Annotated in this window: 19 protein-coding genes; 7 read left to right on the top strand and 12 right to left on the bottom strand. The window is 57.3% G+C overall.

What is annotated here, in order from left to right; all coding sequences use genetic code 11:
- Positions 1 to 146: 146 nt before the first annotated feature.
- Complete coding sequence (locus PJL69_RS12405) at positions 147 to 1,355, bottom strand: aminopeptidase P family protein (RefSeq protein WP_271309921.1); 1,209 nt, start codon at positions 1,353 to 1,355, stop codon at positions 147 to 149.
- Between the two features lie 213 nt (positions 1,356 to 1,568).
- Here PJL69_RS12405 and PJL69_RS12400 point away from each other — a divergent pair, with 213 nt between their 5' ends.
- Positions 1,569 to 2,540: a P1 family peptidase gene (locus PJL69_RS12400; RefSeq protein WP_271309920.1), complete on the top strand. Its 972-nt coding sequence runs from the start codon at positions 1,569 to 1,571 to the stop codon at positions 2,538 to 2,540.
- On the opposite strand, the gene PJL69_RS12395 is transcribed toward PJL69_RS12400, so the two are convergent.
- On the bottom strand, positions 2,537 to 3,316 hold the full coding sequence (locus PJL69_RS12395; protein WP_271309919.1) for an alpha/beta hydrolase: 780 nt from the start codon (positions 3,314 to 3,316) through the stop codon (positions 2,537 to 2,539). The genes PJL69_RS12400 and PJL69_RS12395 overlap by 4 nt on opposite strands.
- 178 nt (positions 3,317 to 3,494) lie before the next feature.
- Here PJL69_RS12395 and PJL69_RS12390 point away from each other — a divergent pair, with 178 nt between their 5' ends.
- Positions 3,495 to 5,681, top strand: coding sequence for an esterase-like activity of phytase family protein (locus PJL69_RS12390; protein WP_271309918.1), 2,187 nt, complete (start codon positions 3,495 to 3,497; stop codon positions 5,679 to 5,681).
- A gap of 53 nt (positions 5,682 to 5,734) precedes the next feature.
- Here the strand turns inward: PJL69_RS12390 and PJL69_RS12385 are convergent, their stop codons facing one another.
- From PJL69_RS12385 to PJL69_RS12375, 3 genes are all read right to left on the bottom strand, one after another.
- Complete coding sequence (locus PJL69_RS12385; RefSeq protein WP_271309917.1) at positions 5,735 to 6,982, bottom strand: MFS transporter; 1,248 nt, start codon at positions 6,980 to 6,982, stop codon at positions 5,735 to 5,737.
- Positions 6,983 to 7,078: 96 nt separating this feature from the next.
- Positions 7,079 to 7,552, bottom strand: a complete 474-nt coding sequence (locus PJL69_RS12380) for an Hsp20 family protein (RefSeq protein ID WP_209097958.1) — start codon at positions 7,550 to 7,552, stop codon at positions 7,079 to 7,081.
- Between the two features lie 121 nt (positions 7,553 to 7,673).
- Entirely contained in the window at positions 7,674 to 8,501 is an 828-nt protein-coding gene (locus PJL69_RS12375; RefSeq protein WP_271309916.1) for a trypsin-like serine peptidase, read from the bottom strand.
- Positions 8,502 to 8,661: 160 nt separating this feature from the next.
- Between PJL69_RS12375 and PJL69_RS12370 the strand changes: the two genes are divergently transcribed.
- The 5 genes from PJL69_RS12370 to PJL69_RS12350 all read left to right on the top strand — a co-directional run bounded on the left by PJL69_RS12370 (position 8,662) and on the right by PJL69_RS12350 (position 14,320).
- Positions 8,662 to 9,453 (top strand): PaaX family transcriptional regulator C-terminal domain-containing protein, encoded by a 792-nt coding sequence (locus PJL69_RS12370; protein ID WP_271309915.1) that lies wholly within the window; start codon positions 8,662 to 8,664, stop codon positions 9,451 to 9,453.
- A 141-nt stretch (positions 9,454 to 9,594) separates the two neighbouring features.
- Positions 9,595 to 10,725, top strand: coding sequence for an ABC transporter permease (locus tag PJL69_RS12365; RefSeq protein ID WP_271309914.1), 1,131 nt, complete (start codon positions 9,595 to 9,597; stop codon positions 10,723 to 10,725).
- Positions 10,722 to 11,543, top strand: coding sequence for an ABC transporter ATP-binding protein (locus PJL69_RS12360; RefSeq protein WP_271309913.1), 822 nt, complete (start codon positions 10,722 to 10,724; stop codon positions 11,541 to 11,543). Before PJL69_RS12365 ends, PJL69_RS12360 begins: the two co-directional genes overlap by 4 nt.
- The gene (locus tag PJL69_RS12355) at positions 11,544 to 13,658 is read left to right on the top strand and encodes an MlaD family protein (RefSeq protein ID WP_271309912.1); all 2,115 of its coding nucleotides are present in this window, start codon (positions 11,544 to 11,546) and stop codon (positions 13,656 to 13,658) included.
- Positions 13,655 to 14,320, top strand: coding sequence for an ABC-type transport auxiliary lipoprotein family protein (locus tag PJL69_RS12350; protein ID WP_271309911.1), 666 nt, complete (start codon positions 13,655 to 13,657; stop codon positions 14,318 to 14,320). The genes PJL69_RS12355 and PJL69_RS12350 overlap by 4 nt, the downstream gene beginning before the upstream one ends.
- Before the next feature lie 64 nt (positions 14,321 to 14,384).
- Here PJL69_RS12350 and leuB read toward each other — a convergent pair whose 3' ends face one another.
- The 7 genes from leuB to leuC form a co-directional block, all read right to left on the bottom strand.
- Positions 14,385 to 15,488, bottom strand: a complete 1,104-nt coding sequence (leuB, locus tag PJL69_RS12345; RefSeq protein ID WP_209097951.1) for a 3-isopropylmalate dehydrogenase — start codon at positions 15,486 to 15,488, stop codon at positions 14,385 to 14,387.
- A 103-nt stretch (positions 15,489 to 15,591) separates the two neighbouring features.
- Positions 15,592 to 16,002: an endonuclease/exonuclease/phosphatase family protein gene (locus PJL69_RS20375; protein ID WP_441347492.1), complete on the bottom strand. Its 411-nt coding sequence runs from the start codon at positions 16,000 to 16,002 to the stop codon at positions 15,592 to 15,594.
- Positions 16,003 to 16,086: 84 nt separating this feature from the next.
- On the bottom strand, positions 16,087 to 16,512 hold the full coding sequence (locus PJL69_RS20370) for an endonuclease/exonuclease/phosphatase family protein (protein WP_441347491.1): 426 nt from the start codon (positions 16,510 to 16,512) through the stop codon (positions 16,087 to 16,089).
- Positions 16,513 to 16,628: 116 nt separating this feature from the next.
- Positions 16,629 to 17,480, bottom strand: a complete 852-nt coding sequence (locus PJL69_RS12335; protein ID WP_209097950.1) for a hypothetical protein — start codon at positions 17,478 to 17,480, stop codon at positions 16,629 to 16,631.
- Positions 17,481 to 17,846: 366 nt separating this feature from the next.
- Entirely contained in the window at positions 17,847 to 18,389 is a 543-nt protein-coding gene (locus PJL69_RS12330; protein ID WP_271309910.1) for a GNAT family N-acetyltransferase, read from the bottom strand.
- 71 nt (positions 18,390 to 18,460) lie between these two features.
- Positions 18,461 to 19,066, bottom strand: coding sequence for a 3-isopropylmalate dehydratase small subunit (gene leuD / locus PJL69_RS12325; RefSeq protein ID WP_271309909.1), 606 nt, complete (start codon positions 19,064 to 19,066; stop codon positions 18,461 to 18,463).
- Between the two features lie 12 nt (positions 19,067 to 19,078).
- Entirely contained in the window at positions 19,079 to 20,485 is a 1,407-nt protein-coding gene (gene leuC / locus PJL69_RS12320; protein ID WP_271309908.1) for a 3-isopropylmalate dehydratase large subunit, read from the bottom strand.
- Positions 20,486 to 20,545: the final 60 nt, after the last annotated feature.

The raw sequence follows: 20,545 nt of genomic DNA, 5'->3' as shown, positions 1-20,545 counted from the left end.
GTAGGCTACACCACCCTAGAGCGAATTACTTTTGAGATCGAAAATTCACACAATAAGTGTATCGCGTTTCGCACCTCTGCCCTTTTGGACAACCGTGCTTAAGAAACGCGCAGGTTTGCCGCGCCCCGCAGGGCGCAACAGCTTGTTTACCCAACCACGTTGAACTCGGGCCCGTAGGGGTAGCCTGTGATGTTCTCGTTGCCATCTTCAGTGATCACCAGAATATCGTGCTCGCGATACCCACCGGCGCCGGGTTGCCCGTCGGCAATCGTCAGCATCGGCTCCATGGAGATCACCATGCCTGGCTCCAGAACCGTGTCGATATCCTCGCGCAACTCCAAACCGGCTTCGCGCCCGTAGTAGTGGCTCAACACGCCAAAGCTATGGCCGTAGCCAAAGGTGCGATATTGAAGCAGGTCACGCTCTGCAAAGAAGGTGTTGATCTGCTCGGTCACCTCGGCGCAGCTCGCGCCCGGTTTCAGCAGAGAAATCCCCAATTCATGCGCGCCCACATTGGCTTCCCAGATCGCAAGGCTCGCCGGGTCGACCTCTTCCACAAACATCGTGCGCTCAAGTGCTGTGTAATAGCCAGAGATCATCGGGAAGGTGTTGAGCGACAGGATATCGCCACGTTGCAGTTCACGCGCGGTTACGGGATTGTGTGCGCCATCTGTATTGATGCCCGACTGAAACCACACCCAGGTGTCGCGATACTCTGCACCGGGAAAGCGCTTGGCGATCTCAAGCTCCATTGCGTTCCGCCCAGCCATGGCCACGTCGATCTCCCGCACACCAGCCTTAACGGCATCACGGATGGCATATCCCCCCACATCAGCAACTGCAGCGCCTGCGCGGATCAACTCAATCTCTGCTGCACTCTTATGCATACGCTGCCGCATGGTTTGCTCATAAAGATCAACCATGCTCTTTGGCGCAAGGAAACTGTTCAGCTTGCTTTGCTGCAGCAGCGTCAGGTGATCGCCCTCAAAACCAATCACTGCGCCCTCGCCCGTGATCGAGCGGATCGCCCGCCAGTAATTGTCCCGCTGCCAGTCGGTGTAGGTGATGTTATCACCGTAGCAGCGCCGCCACGGTTGGCCCGCGTCGATGCCCGCTGAAATCGTCACACAGTCTGTAGGTGTTACGACCACGGCATATGGCCGCCCAAAGGCGCAATAGGTGAAACCGGAGTAGTAAGACACATTGTGCATAGAGGTGAATACCGCGGCATGAACGCCAGCCTCCACCATAAATGCGCGCAAACCAGCCACGCGGGCCTCATACTCGGCCTCCGTAAACTGCAACGGCGCTTTCTCGCCATTGTGAAACCGATAAAATTCAGGACGTGATGTCATGTTGACCTCCGATCAAAGAGGTCCCGGCGTTCAGGACTGTAAAGAGTGTGGCGCATTCTTCATGCAGAATGTGGCGACGCCATCGCCAATGCCTGTGCAAGTCATGCCAAAGGAAGCTCGTCTTGCGCAACAAAAATCCGACGCTCTGCGCATCCTGATACTCTTGCGCCCAAATTCGAGGCGCCTACTGTGAACGCAAAGAGGAGTACCCAGATGCAAACCGGAGCCAGAAATTTGATCACCGATGTGGCCGGGCTTCGCGTCGGCAATGCTCAGGACACAACGATCAAGACGGGCACAACCGTGTTGGTTGGCGAGGCGCCTTTCACCTGCGGCGTCAGCGTGATGGGCGGCGCACCGGGCACACGTGAAACCGATCTGCTCGCACCAGACAAAACCGTGCAACAGGTTGATGCACTAACGCTTTCAGGCGGCTCGGCCTTTGGTTTGGATGCTTCCTCCGGTGTTGCCGATGCCCTGCGATCCGCCGGACGTGGCTTTGCGGTTGGCGACCAAAACATCCCCATTGTTCCCGGTGCCATTCTCTTTGATCTCCTCAATGGAGGAAACAAAGGCTGGGCCGAAAACCCCTACAAGCGTCTAGGTGCTGAGGCGTTCAACACTGCGTCCGATGACTTCACATTAGGCTCCTTGGGCGCGGGAACCGGCGCAACTTTAGCCACACACAAGGGCGGTCTTGGCTCCGCATCTATGATCCTGCCATCCGGCCATACGGTCGGCGCCTTGGTGGCTGTAAACGCGCTCGGCGATGCCTCTCCAGATGGGCAACACTTCTGGGCAGCCCCTTGGGAAGTCGGTGACGAATTTGGGAACTTGGGCCTGCTGCCCTCTACGCCAACGGGCTTGCCCAACACCAAACTGTCCAGCCACAACACCACCATCGCCATTGTCGCAACCGATGCAGATCTCACGCAGGCGCAATGCACGCGCATGGCTACCGCAGCGCATGACGGGATGGCCCGCGCTTTGGTGCCGTCGCACACGCCAATGGACGGAGATCTGATTTTTGGCGTCAGTACAAATGCCAAGCCGCTCGAAACAGAGGTCGCAGATACCCTCTGGCTCGGCCATGCTGCCGCGACCTGTCTGGCCCGCGCCATTGCGCGGGGGGTCTGGCATGCGCGCCCAGCTGACGGTGATACAGTGCCCTGCTTTAAACCCTAGCCTAGGACCATCCGGGCAAAATCACTTTCAGGGTCTGCCAAGGCGTCGATGACATCAAAGTGATGCTTGCCACCAGCCACAAACAGATCGCAGCCCCAAGCCTCTGCCAGCCAGCGCGCCTGATCCAGAAACACAGGCCGCTCCTCTGCACCAACCCAAACCGTGACATCGACATGCGCATGCGGCGTGCCAAATACCGGGCTTTCAGAACCACATTCTGCTGCGTCCAGCTTCAAATCCGCATTCATCGCGGTTTTCATCAAAGGGCGCAGGTCAGACACAGGTGAAATCGGCACCACGCGTGTGATCCGATGTGCAACATTGACTGGCAACACACCTTCGCAAATCATCCGGGCAACGAGATGTCCACCAGCGGAATGTCCCGACAATATGATTGGTCCCTCAAACACTTCCGCTGCACGGCACACAGCCTGACCAATCTGTTTTGTGATCTCTGAAATGCGCACGCTTGGTGCCAGATCATAGGAAGGCATGACCACAGCCCAGCCCTGCGCCACAGCCGCACGGGCAAAATGGCTCCAGGAAGACTTGTCAAACCGCAGCCAATATCCCCCGTGCACAAACACAAAGAGCCCCTTTGCAATGCCTTTGGGGCGCATCACATCGAACCGATGCCGCAAACCCTCCCCGTAAGGCAGATCAATCTCGGCACCGGTCTCTTCACGATACGCCGCAGCCTCTTCCGCCCAGCGCGGTGGGTACGCCTCAGCCCCAGCGATATGTGCGGCATTGGCGTATGCGTCATCCCAATCCATGTCCCTCTCCCCATGACTTCAAATGCGCGGCCACTCTGCGGGATCATTGCACCAACCACAAATGGCTTTTTGCGATGTCACGACCCGTCACGGCTTTCGCAGATCTGTCATACGGCTGTTGCCACAGCGTCATACACGGGTGCGACCTGCACATCATGAACCAACACGGAGACACCAAATGTTGCTGCGCAGCTTTTGTTTGACGTCAGCGCTGGCATTGACCGCAGGTCACGCCACCGCTGAAATGAATTTCAACCGCATTGCCTCCTTCCCTGTGGTCAAAAACATGGCCAACGGTGAGGACACCACGCGTGAAACTTCCCCGGAAATCATCGCAGCCACCGCTGATGGTATGACATTGGTGTACACCGACAGCCCGCTGGGTGTTCTAGGGCGCATCGACATCACCGATCCGACCCAGCCAAAGCCGCTCGGCAATGTCGCGCTTGAGGGAGAGCCAACCTCCGTTGGCGTGTTTGGCGACCTCGCGATTGTCGGCGTGAACACATCTGAGAACTACGCACAGCCATCCGGCCTGCTTCAGGCGATCAACATCGCGGATGGCACTGTCGCTGCTTCTTGTGATCTGGGCGGACAGCCTGACAGCGTCGCCATTGCGCCAGATCAGAGCTTTGTGTCCGTCGCCATTGAAAATGAGCGTGACGAAGATCTTGGCGATGGCCGCACAGGTCAAATGCCCGCGGGCATGTTGGCCATGGTTGAGCTGCGCAACGGTGAGCTGGCGTGTGACACGCTGCGCATGGTGGACATGACGGGCCTTGCTGAAGTGTCTCCAGAAGATCCAGAGCCGGAATACGTCTCCATCAACGCGCTGGACGAAACCGTTGTGACCTTGCAGGAAAACAACCACATGGTGGTTGTCTCCAAAGAGGGCGAAGTCATTTCGCATTTCTCCGCAGGTGCTGTGGATCTTGAAGGCATCGACGCGACAGACGAACGCGGCGCACTAATCTTCACCGAAAGTCAGACAGGCCGCCTGCGCGAGCCCGATGCTGTCACTTGGATTGATGACAATCACTTCGCCACAGCCAATGAGGGCGACATGGATGGCGGCTCACGCGGCTGGACCATCTTCCACAAAGACGGCACCGTGGTCTACGAGAACGGCACCGATTTTGAAAAGGCGATCATTCAGATCGGTCACTACCCGGACAAACGCTCTGACAGCAAAGGTGTGGAGCCGGAGAGTGTGACCTTCGCAACCTTCAACGGCACGCCCTATGTGTTTGTCGGCGCGGAACGGGCCTCTGTTGTGGGTGTCTATGACGTTACGAACCCAGCAGAACCTGTGCTGAAACAGCTGCTGCCCTCGGGTGTTGGCCCCGAAGGTTATGTGGCAATCCCAGAGCGCAATCTGCTGGTGTCTGCCAATGAGAAAGACCTGATCGAAGATGGCGGCGCACGGGCGCATGTGATGCTTTTTGAACATCAGGACGCCCCTGCCGCATATCCACATCTGACCTCTGAAGGCGCGGATGAGCTGATTGGCTGGGGCGCGATTTCCGGCATGGTCGCAGACAAGAATGGCATCGTCTGGGCCGTGAATGACAGCTTCTACGGCTTCCAGCCCTCCATCTTCAAAATCGACACCACCCAGACACCCGCCCGCATCGTCGATGTGATCCGTGTGCACCGTCAGGACGGCAGCCCCGCGCAGAAAATCGATATGGAAGGCATCACACTTGATGGCAACGGTGGCTTCTATGTGGCGTCTGAAGGCCGCACCGACCGTGTGATCCCGCATGCCATCTACCACGTCTCCGCCGAAGGTCTGATCAAAGACCGCAAAGGCGAAATTGGCCTGCCAGCAGAACTGATGGCGGTGGAAAAGCGCTTTGGGTTTGAAGGCATCACCAAGCTGGGCGACACGCTCTGGATGGCGGTGCAACGTGAGTGGAAAGACGACCCAAAAAACCACGTGAAACTGGTATCTTACAATTTGGAAACCAAAGAGTGGGGCGCGGTGCACTATCCCAAAGCCGAGCCTGCCACCGGTTGGGTTGGCCTGTCTGAAATCGTGGCGCATGGCGATTGGGTCTACATCGTGGAGCGCGACAATCAGCACGACCACCGTGCGGTGACCAAAAAGATCTACCGCGTCGCGGCGTCTGACATGGTGCCTGCCCCGCTGGGTGGGGAACTGCCTGTTGTCACAAAAACTCTGGTGCGTGACCTGCTCCCGGATCTGACCTCAACCGGCGGTTATGTGCTCGACAAAGTGGAAGGTCTGGCCATTTCAGAAGACGGCACAGCGTTTGTGTCGACAGACAACGACGGTGTGGACGATCACTCTGGTGAGACGATGTTCTTCAATATCGGCAACATCGAACCCGCTGCCAACTGATCTGATCCTCCCCGTCGGACAGACAGAGCCCCGTTGCCCATCGGCAGCGGGGTTTACTTTTTCAGACCAGACAGCGCGAGATAGCCCGCCACCGCAACTGCAGACAGACTGCCGCACCAAATCAAGCTTGTCTGAAATCCAAGCCAATCCGCCAAAACACCCACGCCCCCGGCGCCCACTGCAGCCCCTCCTGCCGCAAGCACAGCCCAGAGGCTCATCACACGCCCGCGCATATCATCTTCCAGATCCAGCTGAATGGCGGTCTGCGTGGAAATCGCGGTCAGCGTAGTGACAAAGGACATCCCCGCTGCAACAGCCAAAGCCAACTCCCAATTTGGGGCCACACCTAAAACCGCAACCAGCATTAGCCCCAATGCGATCGCCAAACGTGTCAGAAATGGTAAGCGGCCCGGCGTTTGTGGGGGCAGCAGAGCTTTGGAGAAGCCCCCCAGAATTGCGCCGAGCCCTGTGATACTCATCAATACGCCCAGACCATCCGCGCCACGCCCAAACACACCATCAGCCAGCGGTGGCAAAACCTCCAGCGTTCCGCGCGCCACCAACGCCAACATGCCCGCCAGCAGCATGGCTTCGCGCACGGCAGCGACCTGCCAGACGTAGCGAATTCCGGCACCAAGTGCGGTGAAAAAAGGCTCCCGCGCGCCACCGCTCTCCCGCCTAGGTCGAAGGCTCAAACGGGACAGAATAAAAAGGTAAGGCACAAACAGCAGCCATTGGACCAAAAGCGTGTGCGCAACGCCAATCTCGGCAATCAACAGCCCCCCAATCGCCGGCCCAACCATTCTGGCGATATTGAAGTTTATCGCCACTATGGTGACCACAGATCCCACGTGCTCACGTCGCACCAGTCGTGGTGTCATGGCCATCCGCACCGGCTGGTTGACTGCCAACATCACACCAATCAGAAACGCAAGCAGTGCCAGCCAGAACGGCGTCATCATACCAACCGCCACCAACGCCCACAGCGCGATGCACAACGCCATGTTGATGCCTTGCACAATCAGCATCGCGCGCTTCACACTGATGCGGTCGACCCACACACCAAACAGCGGCGACAGCACAATCGACGGCGCAAACATCAATAGCGCCACAAATCCGACAAAACTGGGCGAGTCTGTCATCTCCCACGCAAGCCAGCCCATAACGATCCGCTGCATCCAGATCGCCATCAATCCAAAGGCCGCGCCACAGACATAGGCCCGGAAATTACCAGATTTCAAAGCGCCGAGGTTCACAAAGCCACCAATGATCAGAAAACCGGGCGACTTTGACGCCTTCATACGCGAACTGCAACCAGACAAACGCAAAACGCGCGCCTCAATCTGAGGCGCGCGCCTGACAACAAGGGAAGAATTTGTGTGTCAGTGATTTGGAGGTCAGTTCACGGCTTTTGCGTCAACCACATCCTGCTCCACGGCTTTGCGAGCACCGGTGGAAATCTCGATACGGCGCGGTTTCAGCGCCTCAGGGATTTCACGCTGCAACGCGATGTGCAGCATGCCATCTTCGTGGCTCGCACCCGTCACGCGGACGTGGTCGGCCAGGTGGAAGCGGCGTTCGAATGCGCGCGTCGCAATCCCGCGGTGCAGGTAGGTCTTGTCTTTGCTCTCTTCGCCTTTCTTGGCGGTCACAATCAAAGCGTTCTGCTTGACCTCAATACTCAGGTCATCCGCGGAAAAACCGGCCACAGCCAGCGAAATGCGATAGGCATCATCGGCGGTTTTTTCGATGTTGTATGGGGGGTAGCTCGGCTGGGCGACATCGTTGGACAAAACACGGTCCATCATGTTTGCCAGTTGGTCAAAGCCAACGGTCGACCGGTACAGCGGAGCCAGATCAAAAGTGCGCATGGGTTATCCTCCATTGAGCGACAACAATATGTAGGTGCCTTCCATTCGGACAGGCGGTGTAGAAGCGAGACCCGATCATCGGCGCCTCGATACACATCATTTGGGAAGCCTATTACAGGTTTCAACCCCCTCCCGCGCGGACAAATTTTGCTCCGGTGCCGCTGCGATTGCCAATCTGAATACGCTTTGCCCCTGCGCTGACCTTCGCGACCGGCGCATCCCCCACCCGCATGCGTCGCTTCAGCTCTGCAACCACCGATGGAAGCTCCATGCCGAATGAAACTGCGCTGCCGTTTTCAAGATCATCGCCCGCCGACACCAAAGACAATATGCGCACCCGATTGCCATAGCGCACAAAAACCGGCGCCCCCGAGGAGCCGTAGGTCACATTGCAATCAAACGTCAAAAGCCCCCAGCCGCGCCTTAGCACCGAACAGTCCCGCTGCCAGGAAATATGCTCGCTCCGGCCCCGCCCATAGCTGAGAACAGAGACCTTTTCTCCCTCCTGCGGGTCAACATGTATGGCAAAGGGATTGGCCTCAGAGGTCGAAATCGGGGAGGCCAAACGCAGCAAAGCTACATCATGCCGGATCATCTTGTTGCTGATCTTGCCCCCTGGAACATCCTGATATCCAGCATCAACAACCACACGGCTGACAGTGCGTTCAGCCAAGGCCTCTCCGGCAACATAGCCTGCGCGAAAGAGGATGTTCTCTGGGGCAACCTGCCGCCCTGCATTGTCAAAAACGCAATGCGCAGCCGTCAGCACCTGATCCGGCGCAATCAATGCCCCCGAGCAATACCCAGCTCCTTTGACATCAAGCCGACCGATCGCCTCCCAGCCAAGCAGCTCTCCACGTGTGCGCAGCGGCTGAAGGCGCTCTTCAGAAAATGCAGGTACCGCCGAGAACAACAGCGCAATTAGGCAAGCAATGCGGGAAAAATACATAAATCTCTCTATCAAACCAGGCGCAGAGGGAGTTTGTGACCGGGACGCACCGCCACCAAGCACTCTGCAATCTATGTTTGTATGTCGAACCAAAACGGCATGAATATGGCGGGTTACCGCCGCGCTTGTTGTTGCGTGGCGGCATGCGTAAAGTACCGTCATGCAACAGGTTGATCTGCCAGAAGATATCAAGACAGTGCGCGACTGCGGGCCCATCAAAGTGTGGTCGGTCGTCGTGACGATTCTGGGGGATCTCCTACAAGACGAAGACGCCTGGATGTCAGGCCCTGTTCTGGATGCTCTGGTTGGATGTCTTGGGATCAACAACCAAGCACTGCGCGTTGCCTTGCATCGTTTGCGGCGCGACGGGTGGATTGTGACCCAAAAACGCGGGCGCATGTCAGTGCACCGCCTGTCGCCGACGGGCTGGGCAGCCACAGAACGCGCCCGGCCACAGGTGTACGGCACGACCAAACAAAACAAAACGCGCGTTGATCTGCTGATTGGGTCGCCAGCGTTGAGTGTCGCGGATTTTGAAACGCGCCTGCCCGAGGGATCCATCCTGTTGTCCACACGCAGCGCATTGGTTTCGGATGTCGATGCCTGCCCAGACGGATGTGTTCTCAGCCCATTCAGCCCAACAGAACTACCGAACTGGGTTGTAGAGATCATCGCCCCGAACGTGATGCGCGCGGAATATGATGAACTGGCCGCAGCAGTGGAAACTGCGTTGAACCACCCTACACCGGATGACTGTATCACGCGCACCTCGCTGCGGCTCGTCGTATTGCATCACTGGCGGCGGCTTTGCCTGCGTCATGGGGTGGTCCCAAACCACCTATTGGGACAGGATTGGGAAGGCGCTCAAGCGCGATTGGTCGTGATGCGCGCACTCAAACAATGGACACGCCCCACGATAGACGTTTTGGAGCAACGCCTGACGAGGCGATAACACACGCAAAGAGCAGCAGCGCTTTAAAGCGCTGGCACGATTTGATAATAGTCGCACAAACGCAATGAGCCTCCACGCATTTGGGATCAGAATGATCGGGACGACAGTGGCGTATGCCTTCATCAAGATGATCTTTGCGCGATGAGCAGCGTTCGCCCAGACCTGCGCGTGGATGTGACGGGCACGGAAACTGTTGTGCATCTTAGCGGCGCGCTGTTGACGGAATTTCTGGCAGAGATGGAGCGCCCATTTGCACAGGTTTCGGCGGAGCACGGCACTTTGCGGCTTCGTCTGGGCGGGTTAACCGCGATGGACACAGGCGGCGCTTGGATGGTCGCAGACTTGCGAAATCGCCTCCAAAGTCATGGTGTCGAGGTCGTGCTGGAAGGGGGCGCTGAAGATCAGATGGCCTTATTGCGCACTGTTTCCGCAGCCATGCCAAATGACGACTTAGGCGACGCCCCCTCACGCTCTCCCTGGGACTGGTTAGAGCAATGGGGCAAAAATCTGGTCGGCGGCTGGCAAAGCGCACTCTCGCTCATCAGCTTCTTGGGGGAAACACTTGTGGCGCTCACACGTGAATTGGCGCGCCCTCACAAACTGCGCTGGGCCTCGCTTGTCACGCATATGCAAGACACAGGCTTCAACGCTGTGCCCATCATCGGGCTGATGGGATTTCTCATTGGTGTGGTCCTCGCCTTTCAGGGCGCCACTCAGCTGCAGCGCTTTGGCGCAGAAGTCTTTGTGGTTGAGCTCATCTCCATCTCCGTCCTGCGCGAACTCGGCATTTTGCTGACCGCAATTATTGTGGCAGGGCGATCCGGCTCGGCCTTCACGGCATCGGTGGGTTCAATGAAAGTGCAGCAGGAAATCGACGCCATGCAAACGCTTGGCCTTGATCCGATACGGGTGCTGGTGGTGCCGCGCGTGCTGGCTTTGCTGATCATGCTGCCCCTGCTTGGCTTTGTGGCAAATCTTTTCGGCCTGCTGGGTGGCGGGCTGATGAGTTGGATCAATCTGGGCGTCAGCCCCGGCATGTTCGTCACCCGGCTTTATGAAAACACCGATGTAACCCATCTGCTCGTCGGCATGGTCAAAGCGCCATTCTTTGCGTTGGTGATCGGTGTGGTGGCCTGCTGGCAGGCGTTTCAGGTTAAAAGCAGTTCCACCAGCGTGGGCCAACGCACCACCTCCAGCGTGGTTCAGGGCATCTTTCTCGTGATCGCACTGGATGCCCTATTCTCCATTTTCTTTGCGGGGCTGGGCATATGAACGCAGTGGACACACAGCCTATGCCTGAGGCAGCAGCGGAGCGGGAGGCGGTGATCAAAGTGCGCGGCCTGCGCAATCAGTTTGGCCGGCAGGTGGTGCATGACAATCTGGATCTCGACGTCTGGCGTGGCGAGGTTCTGGGCATTGTTGGCGGCTCCGGCACCGGAAAATCAGTGCTGTTGCGCACCATCGTGGGCCTCAACCGCCCCGCGGCTGGCAACATCGAAGTGCTCGGTACCGATGTTTTAAACGCGCCGGAAAGCGAACGACGCAAAGTGGAAACCCGCTGGGGGGTTGCGTTTCAGGATGGTGCGCTGTTTTCAAGCCTGACCGTGCTACAGAACGTGATGGCGCCGATGCGGGAGCATTTAAAGCTCTCGAACAATCTCATGAAAGATCTCGGCGCGCTCAAGGTGGGCCTTGTTGGCCTGCCACATTTTGCCTGTGAAAAACTCCCAAGTGAGCTTTCCGGCGGTATGCGCAAGCGGGCCGCATTGGCTCGCGCGTTGGCGCTTGATCCGCAGATTGTCTTTCTGGATGAACCGACGGCGGGCCTCGATCCCATCGGCGCCGCAGCCTATGACGATTTGATTGGAGAGTTGCAGCGCGCGCTTGGCATCACCGTGTTTATGGTGACCCATGATCTTGACAGTCTTTACGCCATTTGTGACCGGATCGCCGTTCTGGCAGAAAAACGCGTCTTGGTGGAAGGACCAATCGAAACCATGACAGATATCGATCACCCCTGGGTGCAAGAGTATTTCACAGGCCCACGTGCCAGAGCGGCGCAGGTCAAAGGCAGTAGGAGGTCTCAATAGATGGAGACACGGGCAAACTATCTCCTGATAGGGGTGTTCGCGCTGGTCGGGCTGATCGGCTCCTTCCTCTTTGTGTTCTGGCTCGCGAAAGTCGATCTGGAACGGCAATACGCTTATTATGACGTGCTCTTTGACAATGTCTCAGGCCTCGGCATGGCCGGAGGCGTGCGCTACAACGGTCTGCCTGTTGGCCAGGTTGTGATGCTTGAACTGGATGAAGAGGACCCCTCGCTGGTGCGCGTGCGCATCGAGGTGAGCGCCGACACCCCGGTCAAAACGGACACGGTCGCCAAACTTCAGGGGCAAGGTGTGACAGGGGTGAGCTTTGTCTCCCTCTCCGGGGGCACCGCTGACACGGATCCCCTCCCCCCCTTTGGCGAGATTCCAACCGAGCCCAGCGCCCTGCAATCTGTCGTCGAAGGTGCGCCTGAGCTGATGGAAAAGGCGATCACGCTGCTCGAACGGTTGCAGACGGTGGTCAGCGACGAAAACACCGAAGCGGTCACCGCGCTTCTCAACAACCTGTCCAATGCCTCTGGTCGCCTCGATCGCACAATTGCAGAGTTTGAGACCCTGTCCACCGATGTGGGCAGCGCCGCGCGCGAAATCGCGGCCTTCACCGGGCGTCTGGAATTGCTGTCCAACACCGCCGAGGAAACCCTGCTGGCAGCCACAGACACGCTTGGCAGCATTCAAACGGCAGCAGACCGGACAGAAGGCACCCTGCGCAACGCCGAAAGCGCTTTCGGCACCGCCGATGCCCTGATGAAAGATCAGCTCAGCGAGTTCATCACACGTGGTGCCGAGGCAGCCGCAGCACTTGAAGGCGTGGTAAACGTACTTGAACCCTCTGCATTGGCCACCATGCAATCTGCTCGCACCCTGATCGAAGAGCGTCTGCCCGCACTCGTCGAGCAGGTACAGGATACCGCCTCAGCTCTGGAATCGCAGGTCACGCAGGTCGGACAGGAAGCCTCCACCCTGATCAGCCGCTACGAAGAAGTCGGCAGCAGCCTTAAGGCGCGCGTCGATCAATCTGAAAGCGCGATCGCCGCGTTTGAAACCGCCACCAATACTGCCACGGACACGCTCAACTCAGTCCGCACCACCTCAGATACAGCCAATCAGGTGCTTGCCACTGACATTAAGCCGCTCGCCAATGAGGCCACGCAGACGCTGACCTCTGTGCGCGCCCTGACCGACACGAAACTGCCGCCTCTTCTGGATCAGGCCAACACCACTCTGGCCGAAATCGAAACGGGCGTCTCCTCCCTTTCCAACGAGGGCGCTGTGCTGATTGCCGAGGCAACAGCACGTCTCACAGAAGCCAAAACAACACTCGCCAATCTGGACGAAGCACTGGACCTATCAGATGAAATGCTGCGCTCTGTGGAGGCAACGGCAGAAAGTGTGACGACACTCGTCACCGTCGACGGTGCCGCCTTTGTGGCTGACGCACGTGCAGCGGCAACCAGCGCCCGCGCAGCTCTGGACACCATTCGCACAACCGTCGACACCGAGTTGCCTGACCTTGTGACAGACATCCGCGCGGCAGCCGCCTCTGCCAATACGATGATCGGCAACATCGACACTTTGGCAATCAGCGCCGCAGAGGATCTCGATGTGCTCTCCGAACAGGGAAGCGCCGCTCTGCTGGCAGCAACCGACACCTTTGCGCGCTCCAACAAAACGCTTGAGGCGATCTATCAAGCGATGGAAACCGCTGATGTCACCCTAGACACAGCACATGACACCTTCAGTGGCGTAAATCGTATTCTGGATGAAGACATCTCAGGCATCCTGAGCGAACTAAACGGCGCAGTTTCGGCTGTCTCTGCAACGGTGACGACCGTGACCGATGATCTCAACAGCGCTTCAACCGAGGTGCTTTCGGCGGCACAGTCAGCCTCAGATCTCTTGGGGCGTTTGGATGGCATCGTCGCGCAGAATGAGCGTCAGGTGACGGAATTCTTCCGCATCGGTTTGCCGCAAACGACCCGCTTCGTCGAGGAGGCGCGGTTTCTCGTCAACAACATGGACCGGTTGGTGGAGCTGATCAGGCGCGACCCGGCACGGTTCCTTCTGGGCACTCAAGGATCGGAGTTTCGTCGATGATGCGACTGGTATGGACAAGCATGATGCTGGGCGCGATGGCGCTCTCTGGCTGCACCGGGCTTGAAACGCTCAATCGCGCCACAACGCCCACGGATCTCTACACGCTTACGCCTAAAAGCACGTTTGCATCGGGTCTGCCCCGCATTCGTCAACAAATCGTTGTGGAGGAACCTACGGCATCCTCTGCGGTAAACACCGACCAAATCGCTGTACAGCCCACACCCTACCAGATCGAGTATCTCCCCCGCGCGCGCTGGGTCGATCGCGCACCGGTGATCGTGCAGAATCTGTTGGTGGAAAGCTATGAGAACAGCGGCAAAGTCCGCTCTGTCGGTCGCTCTAGCGTGGGGCTGCGCCCCGATTACGTCATTGTCACCGACCTCAGAGAGTTTCAGGCGCGATTGCCCGCTGTTCAGGTGGAAGGCTCAGAGGCCCTGCAAATTCACGTGCGACTGAACCTGAAAATCGTGGATTCTTTCAACAACCTGATCATTGATTCAAAGTCTTTTGAAGCGCTGGTTCAAACCGCAAGCGATGACATCAATGATGTGGTGCTTGCCTTTGACACCGCCCTTGGCCGCACCATGCGCAGCTCAGTGGAATGGAGCGTGAAATCCATTTACAGCCACGCGCAGAAGAACCCACGCCCCTCTTTGCAATAAACAAACGGTCAAAGAAAAAGGCGCCCAACGAGGCGCCTTTTGTTTTGGTTATGTTTGCCCGCAATTACAGGCTTGCGTCCAACGCTGCCAGCAACGCATCGCCCATCTCAGTGGTCGATACCGGTGTCTCACCTTCGGACTGCATCAGGTCGGCGGTACGCACGCCGTCAGCCAGCACTTTTTCAACCGCCGCTTCCAGACGATCTGCTTCCGCACCTTCGTTGAAGGAATAGCGCAGGGCCATCGCAAAGGAGAGCACACATGCGCAGGGGTTCGCTTTGCCTTGGCCAGCAATGTCAGGTGCGGAGCCGTGTACCGGCTCATACAGCGCTTTCGGGCGGCCATTGGCCATTGGCGCACCAAGAGACGCAGACGGCAGCATGCCCAGCGAACCGGTCAGCATCGCCGCACAATCAGACAGAATGTCGCCAAACAGGTTGTCGGTGTAGATCACGTCAAACTGCTTAGGCGCACGCACCAGCTGCATCGCGCCGTTGTCTGCATACATGTGAGACAGTTCCACCTCGGGGTAGTCTTTGGCCACTTCATTGACCACTTCACGCCACAGGATGCCACTTTCCATCACATTGGCTTTTTCCATGGAGCACAGACGTTTGTCGCGCTTCATCGCCAGTTCAAAAGCCGCACGTGCGCCGCGCTCGATTTCGCTTTCTGTATAGCGCTGGGTGTTGATGCCCACACGCTCGTTGCCCTCTTCAAAGATACCGCGTGGCTCGCCGAAGTACACACCGCCAGTCAGCTCACGCACGATCATGATATCAAGGCCAGACACGATGTCGGTTTTCAAAGAAGAGAAATCCGCGAGCGCGTCAAAACACTGCGCCGGGCGCAAGTTGGCAAACAGATCCATCTCCTTGCGCAGACGCAGCAGACCGCGCTCTGGCTTCACCGAGAAGTCCAGGTCATCGTACTTAGGGCCGCCCACAGCGCCCAGCAGAACCGCGTCCACCTCTTGGGCTTTCGCCATGGTGTCATCATGCAGCGGCACACCGTGTTTGTCGTATGCTGCGCCGCCCACGAGGTCTTCGCTCACGTCAAATTTCAGGCCACGCTTGTCGCCAAACCAGCCGATAATGCGCTGCACTTCGGTCATGACTTCGGGGCCGATGCCGTCGCCGGCGAGGATGAGAAGCGAAGGGTTGCTCATAAGTGTCGTCCTTGATCCTTTGGGTTCGCTACGGGTTAGCGAGACAGGCGCAAAAGATCAAGAAACAAGGGACTTTGACTCCCTCGTTTGGCCGAAAATCAGGTCAAAATTCAATGTCCGCCCAAACCATATGGTGCCGACTGGCACGAACCTTATTGAACACAAGAAGCCGCGCATCTGGATCTGGCGCTTTTGGCCAGAACACCCCCGCCTCCAGCACTCTGATATCTGCGGATGGCAAAAGGTAGTCGACACGCAAATCCCCCGGACGTGGCTCGCGCCAATCCACGGTTGGTCCGGACTCCGCCAAAGGATCTTGTAAGCGCGTATCGGCGAGCAAACTGGCGATTACATGTCGCCGCCCTTCCCCGCGATCCGGATCAAGATTGGCCCCGCCCATGAGCACAAAGGGGGCGTCAGGCACTGGCCCCAGCGCCCCGTTCAACAGATGCACCCAAAGACGGATTTCATCAGCGTTGCGCAACCCATTCTGATCTTCAGGCCCGTCAAACACCGGCGGTCCCGCCGCACAAAGCAGTAGACTTAGGCGCTTCTCTGGGTGCTCAACGGGCAGAATCCAGTGATTTGTGTGCGAAAGTCACTGAATGGCCTGTGCTTCAATCGAAGGGAAAGGAGCCCCGTCAATGTCTGGCATCTGCGCATTTGGTAAATCCCGCCAAAGCAGAGTGCTGTAGTCCTCTACTGCACCAAAGGGCCAGCGCGACAACACCAAAAGCCCCGACGCCCCACGGAAGTGGCCAAAGCCTTGCGCGTCCTCTGCATCATGCAGATACCCGTCGCCGTTCATGTCCAGCGCTGTCGGCACCCCGGTGTTTGGCGGCAGTGCAAACAGATGGGTATAGGCCACCCCTGCCTCCGCGAACTGATCCTGCAGTGCTTTTGCGCCCAAGAGGTCCGCGTCATAGTCCACACCCTGAAGGAACAAAATATCCGGCGCAACATGTGCCACAACCTGTGTCACAGCACGCGTTTGATCCTCGCGCCGCAAGATATCCCGCAGCATCAAACCCGGCCCCTTGCGGGTTAGTTCCACATCGTAGGTGGCAATTCTAAGGGGTTCAGCCCATACGCGGCTGATCGACAACGCGCAGATAAGGAGCCCACCAAAGAGACCTTTGGTCAGGCTGCCGAAGAAGTCACTTGTGCATGTCCAGCATGAGTGGCGGCATAGGCACGCTGCCGGTTCTCGTTGATCAACGTCGCAACGCGCGTCATCGCAATGCCGCGCATGATCATGCTGGCCGGAATGAAAGCCCATGCGCTCATCGTCCAGATCATCGTCTTAGGGTCACTCAAATGGATCGGATCAATGAGATCTGACATCATTTGAACAATCGCCGGGATTAAGAAAGGCATAAGAAAGCCTAACAAAATGTTAAGACGCCCGTCGCGCAGCAGACGCGGCATCACATCCCCGCCAGCCGTTGGATCAAAAAGCGGCAGGTTTACCCAAACATTGAAGGCCCCGTTGCGCGCAGGCCAACCAAGGACGCGCACGTAGAAATAAAAGACAACAAGGGTCACGAGAGAGATGAGATAAGACAGGCCAGCCGCGGTACGGACCTGGGCAACCAGCTCCGGCGTCGCGTTGTTTGGCAGCATGATCACCATCAAGCGCACAGGCGAATAGGGGAAGTCGATCGCGTCCCCGACCAACTGGCCAAGGGCATGCAAGAAGGCTGTGAACGCATTGGGGGCAACTTCTCCGCGGGCAATGACGGAAAGCGCAAAAACTGTCAGAAAAATCGCAAGATATCGCAACCGATTGAACGGCGGCGCATATCGAAATTCAAGGATCGACGGTGCATTTGAGACATACTCAACAAACACAAGACATCCAGCCAACAGTGCAAAAAGCATCATGATCTGGATCGCGTCTGAACCGACAGATGGTAGTAAAATGGCTGGCAGTGCAAACAGCAATGCCACCAACCCCGCGCGGGTGCCCGCCCCAACGATTTTAGTTATCACTTCTGTAGTACCCTTAACCGGACGCCGCGATACGCTGCCGCAAGCTTATTCCGTCTTTATCCGCGCTTAGTGGCGGTTTGCCCCATTTCTGCCTCAATTTCACTCTGAAAACTGTTTTGGCTCAAGGGATTGTTTGCCAAAGGGTTAACAAACAACCACTACAGACGTCGAGTGATGCGGGAATGCACCAACTCCACCCCCAAAAACGCGTTATTTTGTTAACTTTACTGCACCTAAACGCGCAAAGTGACCCTAAGCACCTGAGAATCAATGCAGATTTACCTAAGGTAAACTAGGGCGCCACATTCTTGCCGCAATGTGCAAATCCCAGCCATGCACTCAAAATCGAGATCGGGCCCAAAACCGTCATCGACGCGGTTTTTCATACTCCCAAAAGGCGCAGTCCTCATAGCGTTCTCGCGCAGGTGTCCAAAAGCGTTCGCTGCCAACACATGTCATGCCAAGCTTCTCAAGCAGCTTGAGGGAGGCGTCGTTGTCCAATCGGGCACCCGCGCGCATCACCGTCACATTCAAAATATGAAACGCAAAGTCAAATGCCCCGCGCGTGATTTCATAGGCATAGCCTTTGCGTTGATGCGCCTCACCAATCCAATAGCCGAACTCTCCAACCACCTCAGGTGCCTCAGACAGATCAATTTTAAACCAACCGACGATCTCACCTGTTTGCTTGCTGATAATCACAGCACCAAAAGCTTTGCCGACCGTGGCCGCCTCGATGAAATCGACCACAATTGCTCGTGCTTGCGCCACAGAGAGCGGCGCAGGCCATGTTGCAAGACAGGCGCTGATGGAAGGGGTCATAAGCCCGGCAAGGGCCTCTGCATCGGCGACTTGGCAACTGCGGACAAGGAGGCGCTCGGTCTCAAATGACGTGTCTGAAAGATCCATAAAACACTCCAACAAAAAAAGGCGCCGCCCGGGGGGCAGCGCCTCTGATTTTACTTATGACTGAGGTTTACTCAAACCCAAGGACGCTCGGCGCCTGCTGTGGCCTCATAGGCATCAATGGAGGCTTCTTTCTCCATTGTCAGGCCGATGTCATCCAGACCGTTCAGCAGGCAGTGTTTTTTAAACGCATCCACCTCAAACTTGATGACGTCACCGTCTGACGTGGTGATCTCCTGTGCTTCCAGATCCACGGTCATACGCGCGTTCGCGCCTTTTTCCGCATCCGCCATCAACACATCAACCTGCTCTTGTGGCAGAACGATCGGCAGCATGCCGTTCTTGAAGCTGTTGTTGAAAAAGATGTCGGCAAAAGAGGTCGAGACAATCACCTTGATGCCAAAGTCATCCAGCGCCCATGGTGCGTGCTCACGCGAGGAGCCACAGCCAAAGTTGTCGCCCGCAATCAGGATCTGAGCGTCGCGATACTGCGATTTGTTCAGCACGAAGTCAGGGATCTCGGTGCCATCACGGTTGTAGCGCATCTCATCAAACAGGTTTTTGCCAAAGCCCGTGCGCTCAATCGACTTCAGGAAGACCTTAGGGATGATCATATCGGTGTCGATGTTCACCAGCGGCATAGGCGCGGCGATACCGGAAAAGGTTTCGAATTTTTTCATAACGCTGGCTCCTTACATCAGCTCGCGAATGTCAGTCAGCTTGCCGGTGATCGCGGCAGCAGCGGCCATGGCAGGGGATACAAGGTGCGTGCGCCCTTTGTAGCCCTGACGGCCTTCGAAGTTCCGGTTGGAGGTCGAGGCACAGCGCTCATTTTCAGAAAGCTGATCCGGGTTCATCGCCAGACACATGGAACACCCCGCCAGACGCCACTCAAAGCCTGCCTCACGGAAGATATCCGCCAGACCTTCTTCTTCCGCCTGTGCCCGTACAAGGCCAGAGCCAGGCACAATCATGGCCCGCATGCCGTCTTTGATTTTTTTGCCCTTCAGCACCTCAGCCGCGGCGCGCATATCTTCGATGCGACCATTGGTGCAGGATCCGATAAACACAGTGTCGATCTCAATGTCGGTCAACTTCTGGCCCGGAGTCAGCCCCATGTACTCGATGGAGCGACGCGCCGCTTCCACCTTTCCGCCTTCGAAATCGTCTGGGGAGGGTACAACACCGGTAATCGGCAGCACGTCCTCAGGGCTGGTGCCCCAAGTCACAACCGGCTGGATGTCTTCACCCTTCAGCGTGACCACCTTGTCAAAATGCGCGCCTTCATCGGTGAACAGCGTGCGCCAGTAGGCTTCGGCTTGCTCCCAAGCGCCGCCTTTCGGTGCGTGTGGGCGGCCTTTGCAATAATCAAAGGTTGTCTGGTCAGGCGCGATCAGACCAGCGCGCGCGCCACCTTCGATCGCCATGTTGCAGACGGTCATACGGCCTTCCATGGACAGCGACTGAATTGCTTCCCCACAGTATTCGATCACATAGCCTGTGCCGCCACCGGTGCCGGTCGCACCAATGATCGCCAGCGTCACGTCCTTGGCGGTCACGCCGGGGTTCAGCTTACCGGTGATCTCCACCTTCATGTTTTTGGATTTCTTCTGGATCAGCGTCTGGGTTGCGAGCACGTGCTCCACCTCAGAGGTGCCGATACCATGCGCCAAAGAGCCAAACGCGCCGTGTGTCGCGGTGTGACTGTCACCGCACACCACAGTCATGCCGGGCAAGGTCCAGCCGTTTTCCGGGCCAACAATGTGCACGATGCCCTGACGCACGTCAGACACAGGATAGTAGTGCACACCAAATTCCTTGGCGTTTTTGTCCAAAGCGGCCACCTGAATGCGGCTCTCTTCGGTCATCTGTTCCGGATTTTCACGACCTGCAGTGGTCGGCACGTTGTGATCCGGCACAGCGATGGTTTTCTCAGGTGCGCGCACCTTACGACCGGTCATGCGCAGCCCTTCAAAGGCTTGCGGGCTGGTCACTTCGTGGACGAGGTGGCGGTCAATGTAGAGCAGGCAGGTGCCATCATCCGCTTCGTGCGCGACATGGGCATCCCAGATTTTATCATAGAGGGTTTTGGGGGACATGGGTCCTCTCCATTCTGATTGTGTAGCTGAAGTTTTGGCTGTCAAACAGGCGCGCAGGCG

Source organism: Shimia sp. MMG029, from assembly GCF_027947445.1.
Lineage (GTDB): Bacteria > Pseudomonadota > Alphaproteobacteria > Rhodobacterales > Rhodobacteraceae > Shimia.
Note: the sequence above shows the minus strand (reverse complement) of the source record. Positions and strands in the feature narration are given on the sequence as shown.

Bases quoted from the DNA above. Each gene is read 5' to 3' on its own strand.
- PJL69_RS12350 (WP_271309911.1), top strand. From the start codon at position 13,655: ATGATGCGACTGGTATGGACAAGCATGATGCTGGGCGCGATGGCGCTC.
- PJL69_RS12390 (WP_271309918.1), top strand. From the start codon at position 3,495: ATGTTGCTGCGCAGCTTTTGTTTGACGTCAGCGCTGGCATTGACCGCA.
- PJL69_RS20370 (WP_441347491.1), bottom strand. From the start codon at position 16,512: ATGCTGCGGGATATCTTGCGGCGCGAGGATCAAACGCGTGCTGTGACA.
- PJL69_RS12365 (WP_271309914.1), top strand. From the start codon at position 9,595: ATGAGCAGCGTTCGCCCAGACCTGCGCGTGGATGTGACGGGCACGGAA.
- PJL69_RS12370 (WP_271309915.1), top strand. From the start codon at position 8,662: ATGCAACAGGTTGATCTGCCAGAAGATATCAAGACAGTGCGCGACTGC.
- PJL69_RS12355 (WP_271309912.1), top strand. From the start codon at position 11,544: ATGGAGACACGGGCAAACTATCTCCTGATAGGGGTGTTCGCGCTGGTC.
- PJL69_RS12375 (WP_271309916.1), bottom strand. From the start codon at position 8,501: ATGTATTTTTCCCGCATTGCTTGCCTAATTGCGCTGTTGTTCTCGGCG.
- leuC (WP_271309908.1), bottom strand. From the start codon at position 20,485: ATGTCCCCCAAAACCCTCTATGATAAAATCTGGGATGCCCATGTCGCG.
- PJL69_RS12400 (WP_271309920.1), top strand. From the start codon at position 1,569: ATGCAAACCGGAGCCAGAAATTTGATCACCGATGTGGCCGGGCTTCGC.
- PJL69_RS12395 (WP_271309919.1), bottom strand. From the start codon at position 3,316: ATGGATTGGGATGACGCATACGCCAATGCCGCACATATCGCTGGGGCT.
- PJL69_RS12330 (WP_271309910.1), bottom strand. From the start codon at position 18,389: ATGGATCTTTCAGACACGTCATTTGAGACCGAGCGCCTCCTTGTCCGC.
- PJL69_RS12380 (WP_209097958.1), bottom strand. From the start codon at position 7,552: ATGCGCACTTTTGATCTGGCTCCGCTGTACCGGTCGACCGTTGGCTTT.
- PJL69_RS12360 (WP_271309913.1), top strand. From the start codon at position 10,722: ATGAACGCAGTGGACACACAGCCTATGCCTGAGGCAGCAGCGGAGCGG.
- leuB (WP_209097951.1), bottom strand. From the start codon at position 15,488: ATGAGCAACCCTTCGCTTCTCATCCTCGCCGGCGACGGCATCGGCCCC.
- PJL69_RS12385 (WP_271309917.1), bottom strand. From the start codon at position 6,982: ATGAAGGCGTCAAAGTCGCCCGGTTTTCTGATCATTGGTGGCTTTGTG.
- PJL69_RS12405 (WP_271309921.1), bottom strand. From the start codon at position 1,355: ATGACATCACGTCCTGAATTTTATCGGTTTCACAATGGCGAGAAAGCG.
- leuD (WP_271309909.1), bottom strand. From the start codon at position 19,066: ATGAAAAAATTCGAAACCTTTTCCGGTATCGCCGCGCCTATGCCGCTG.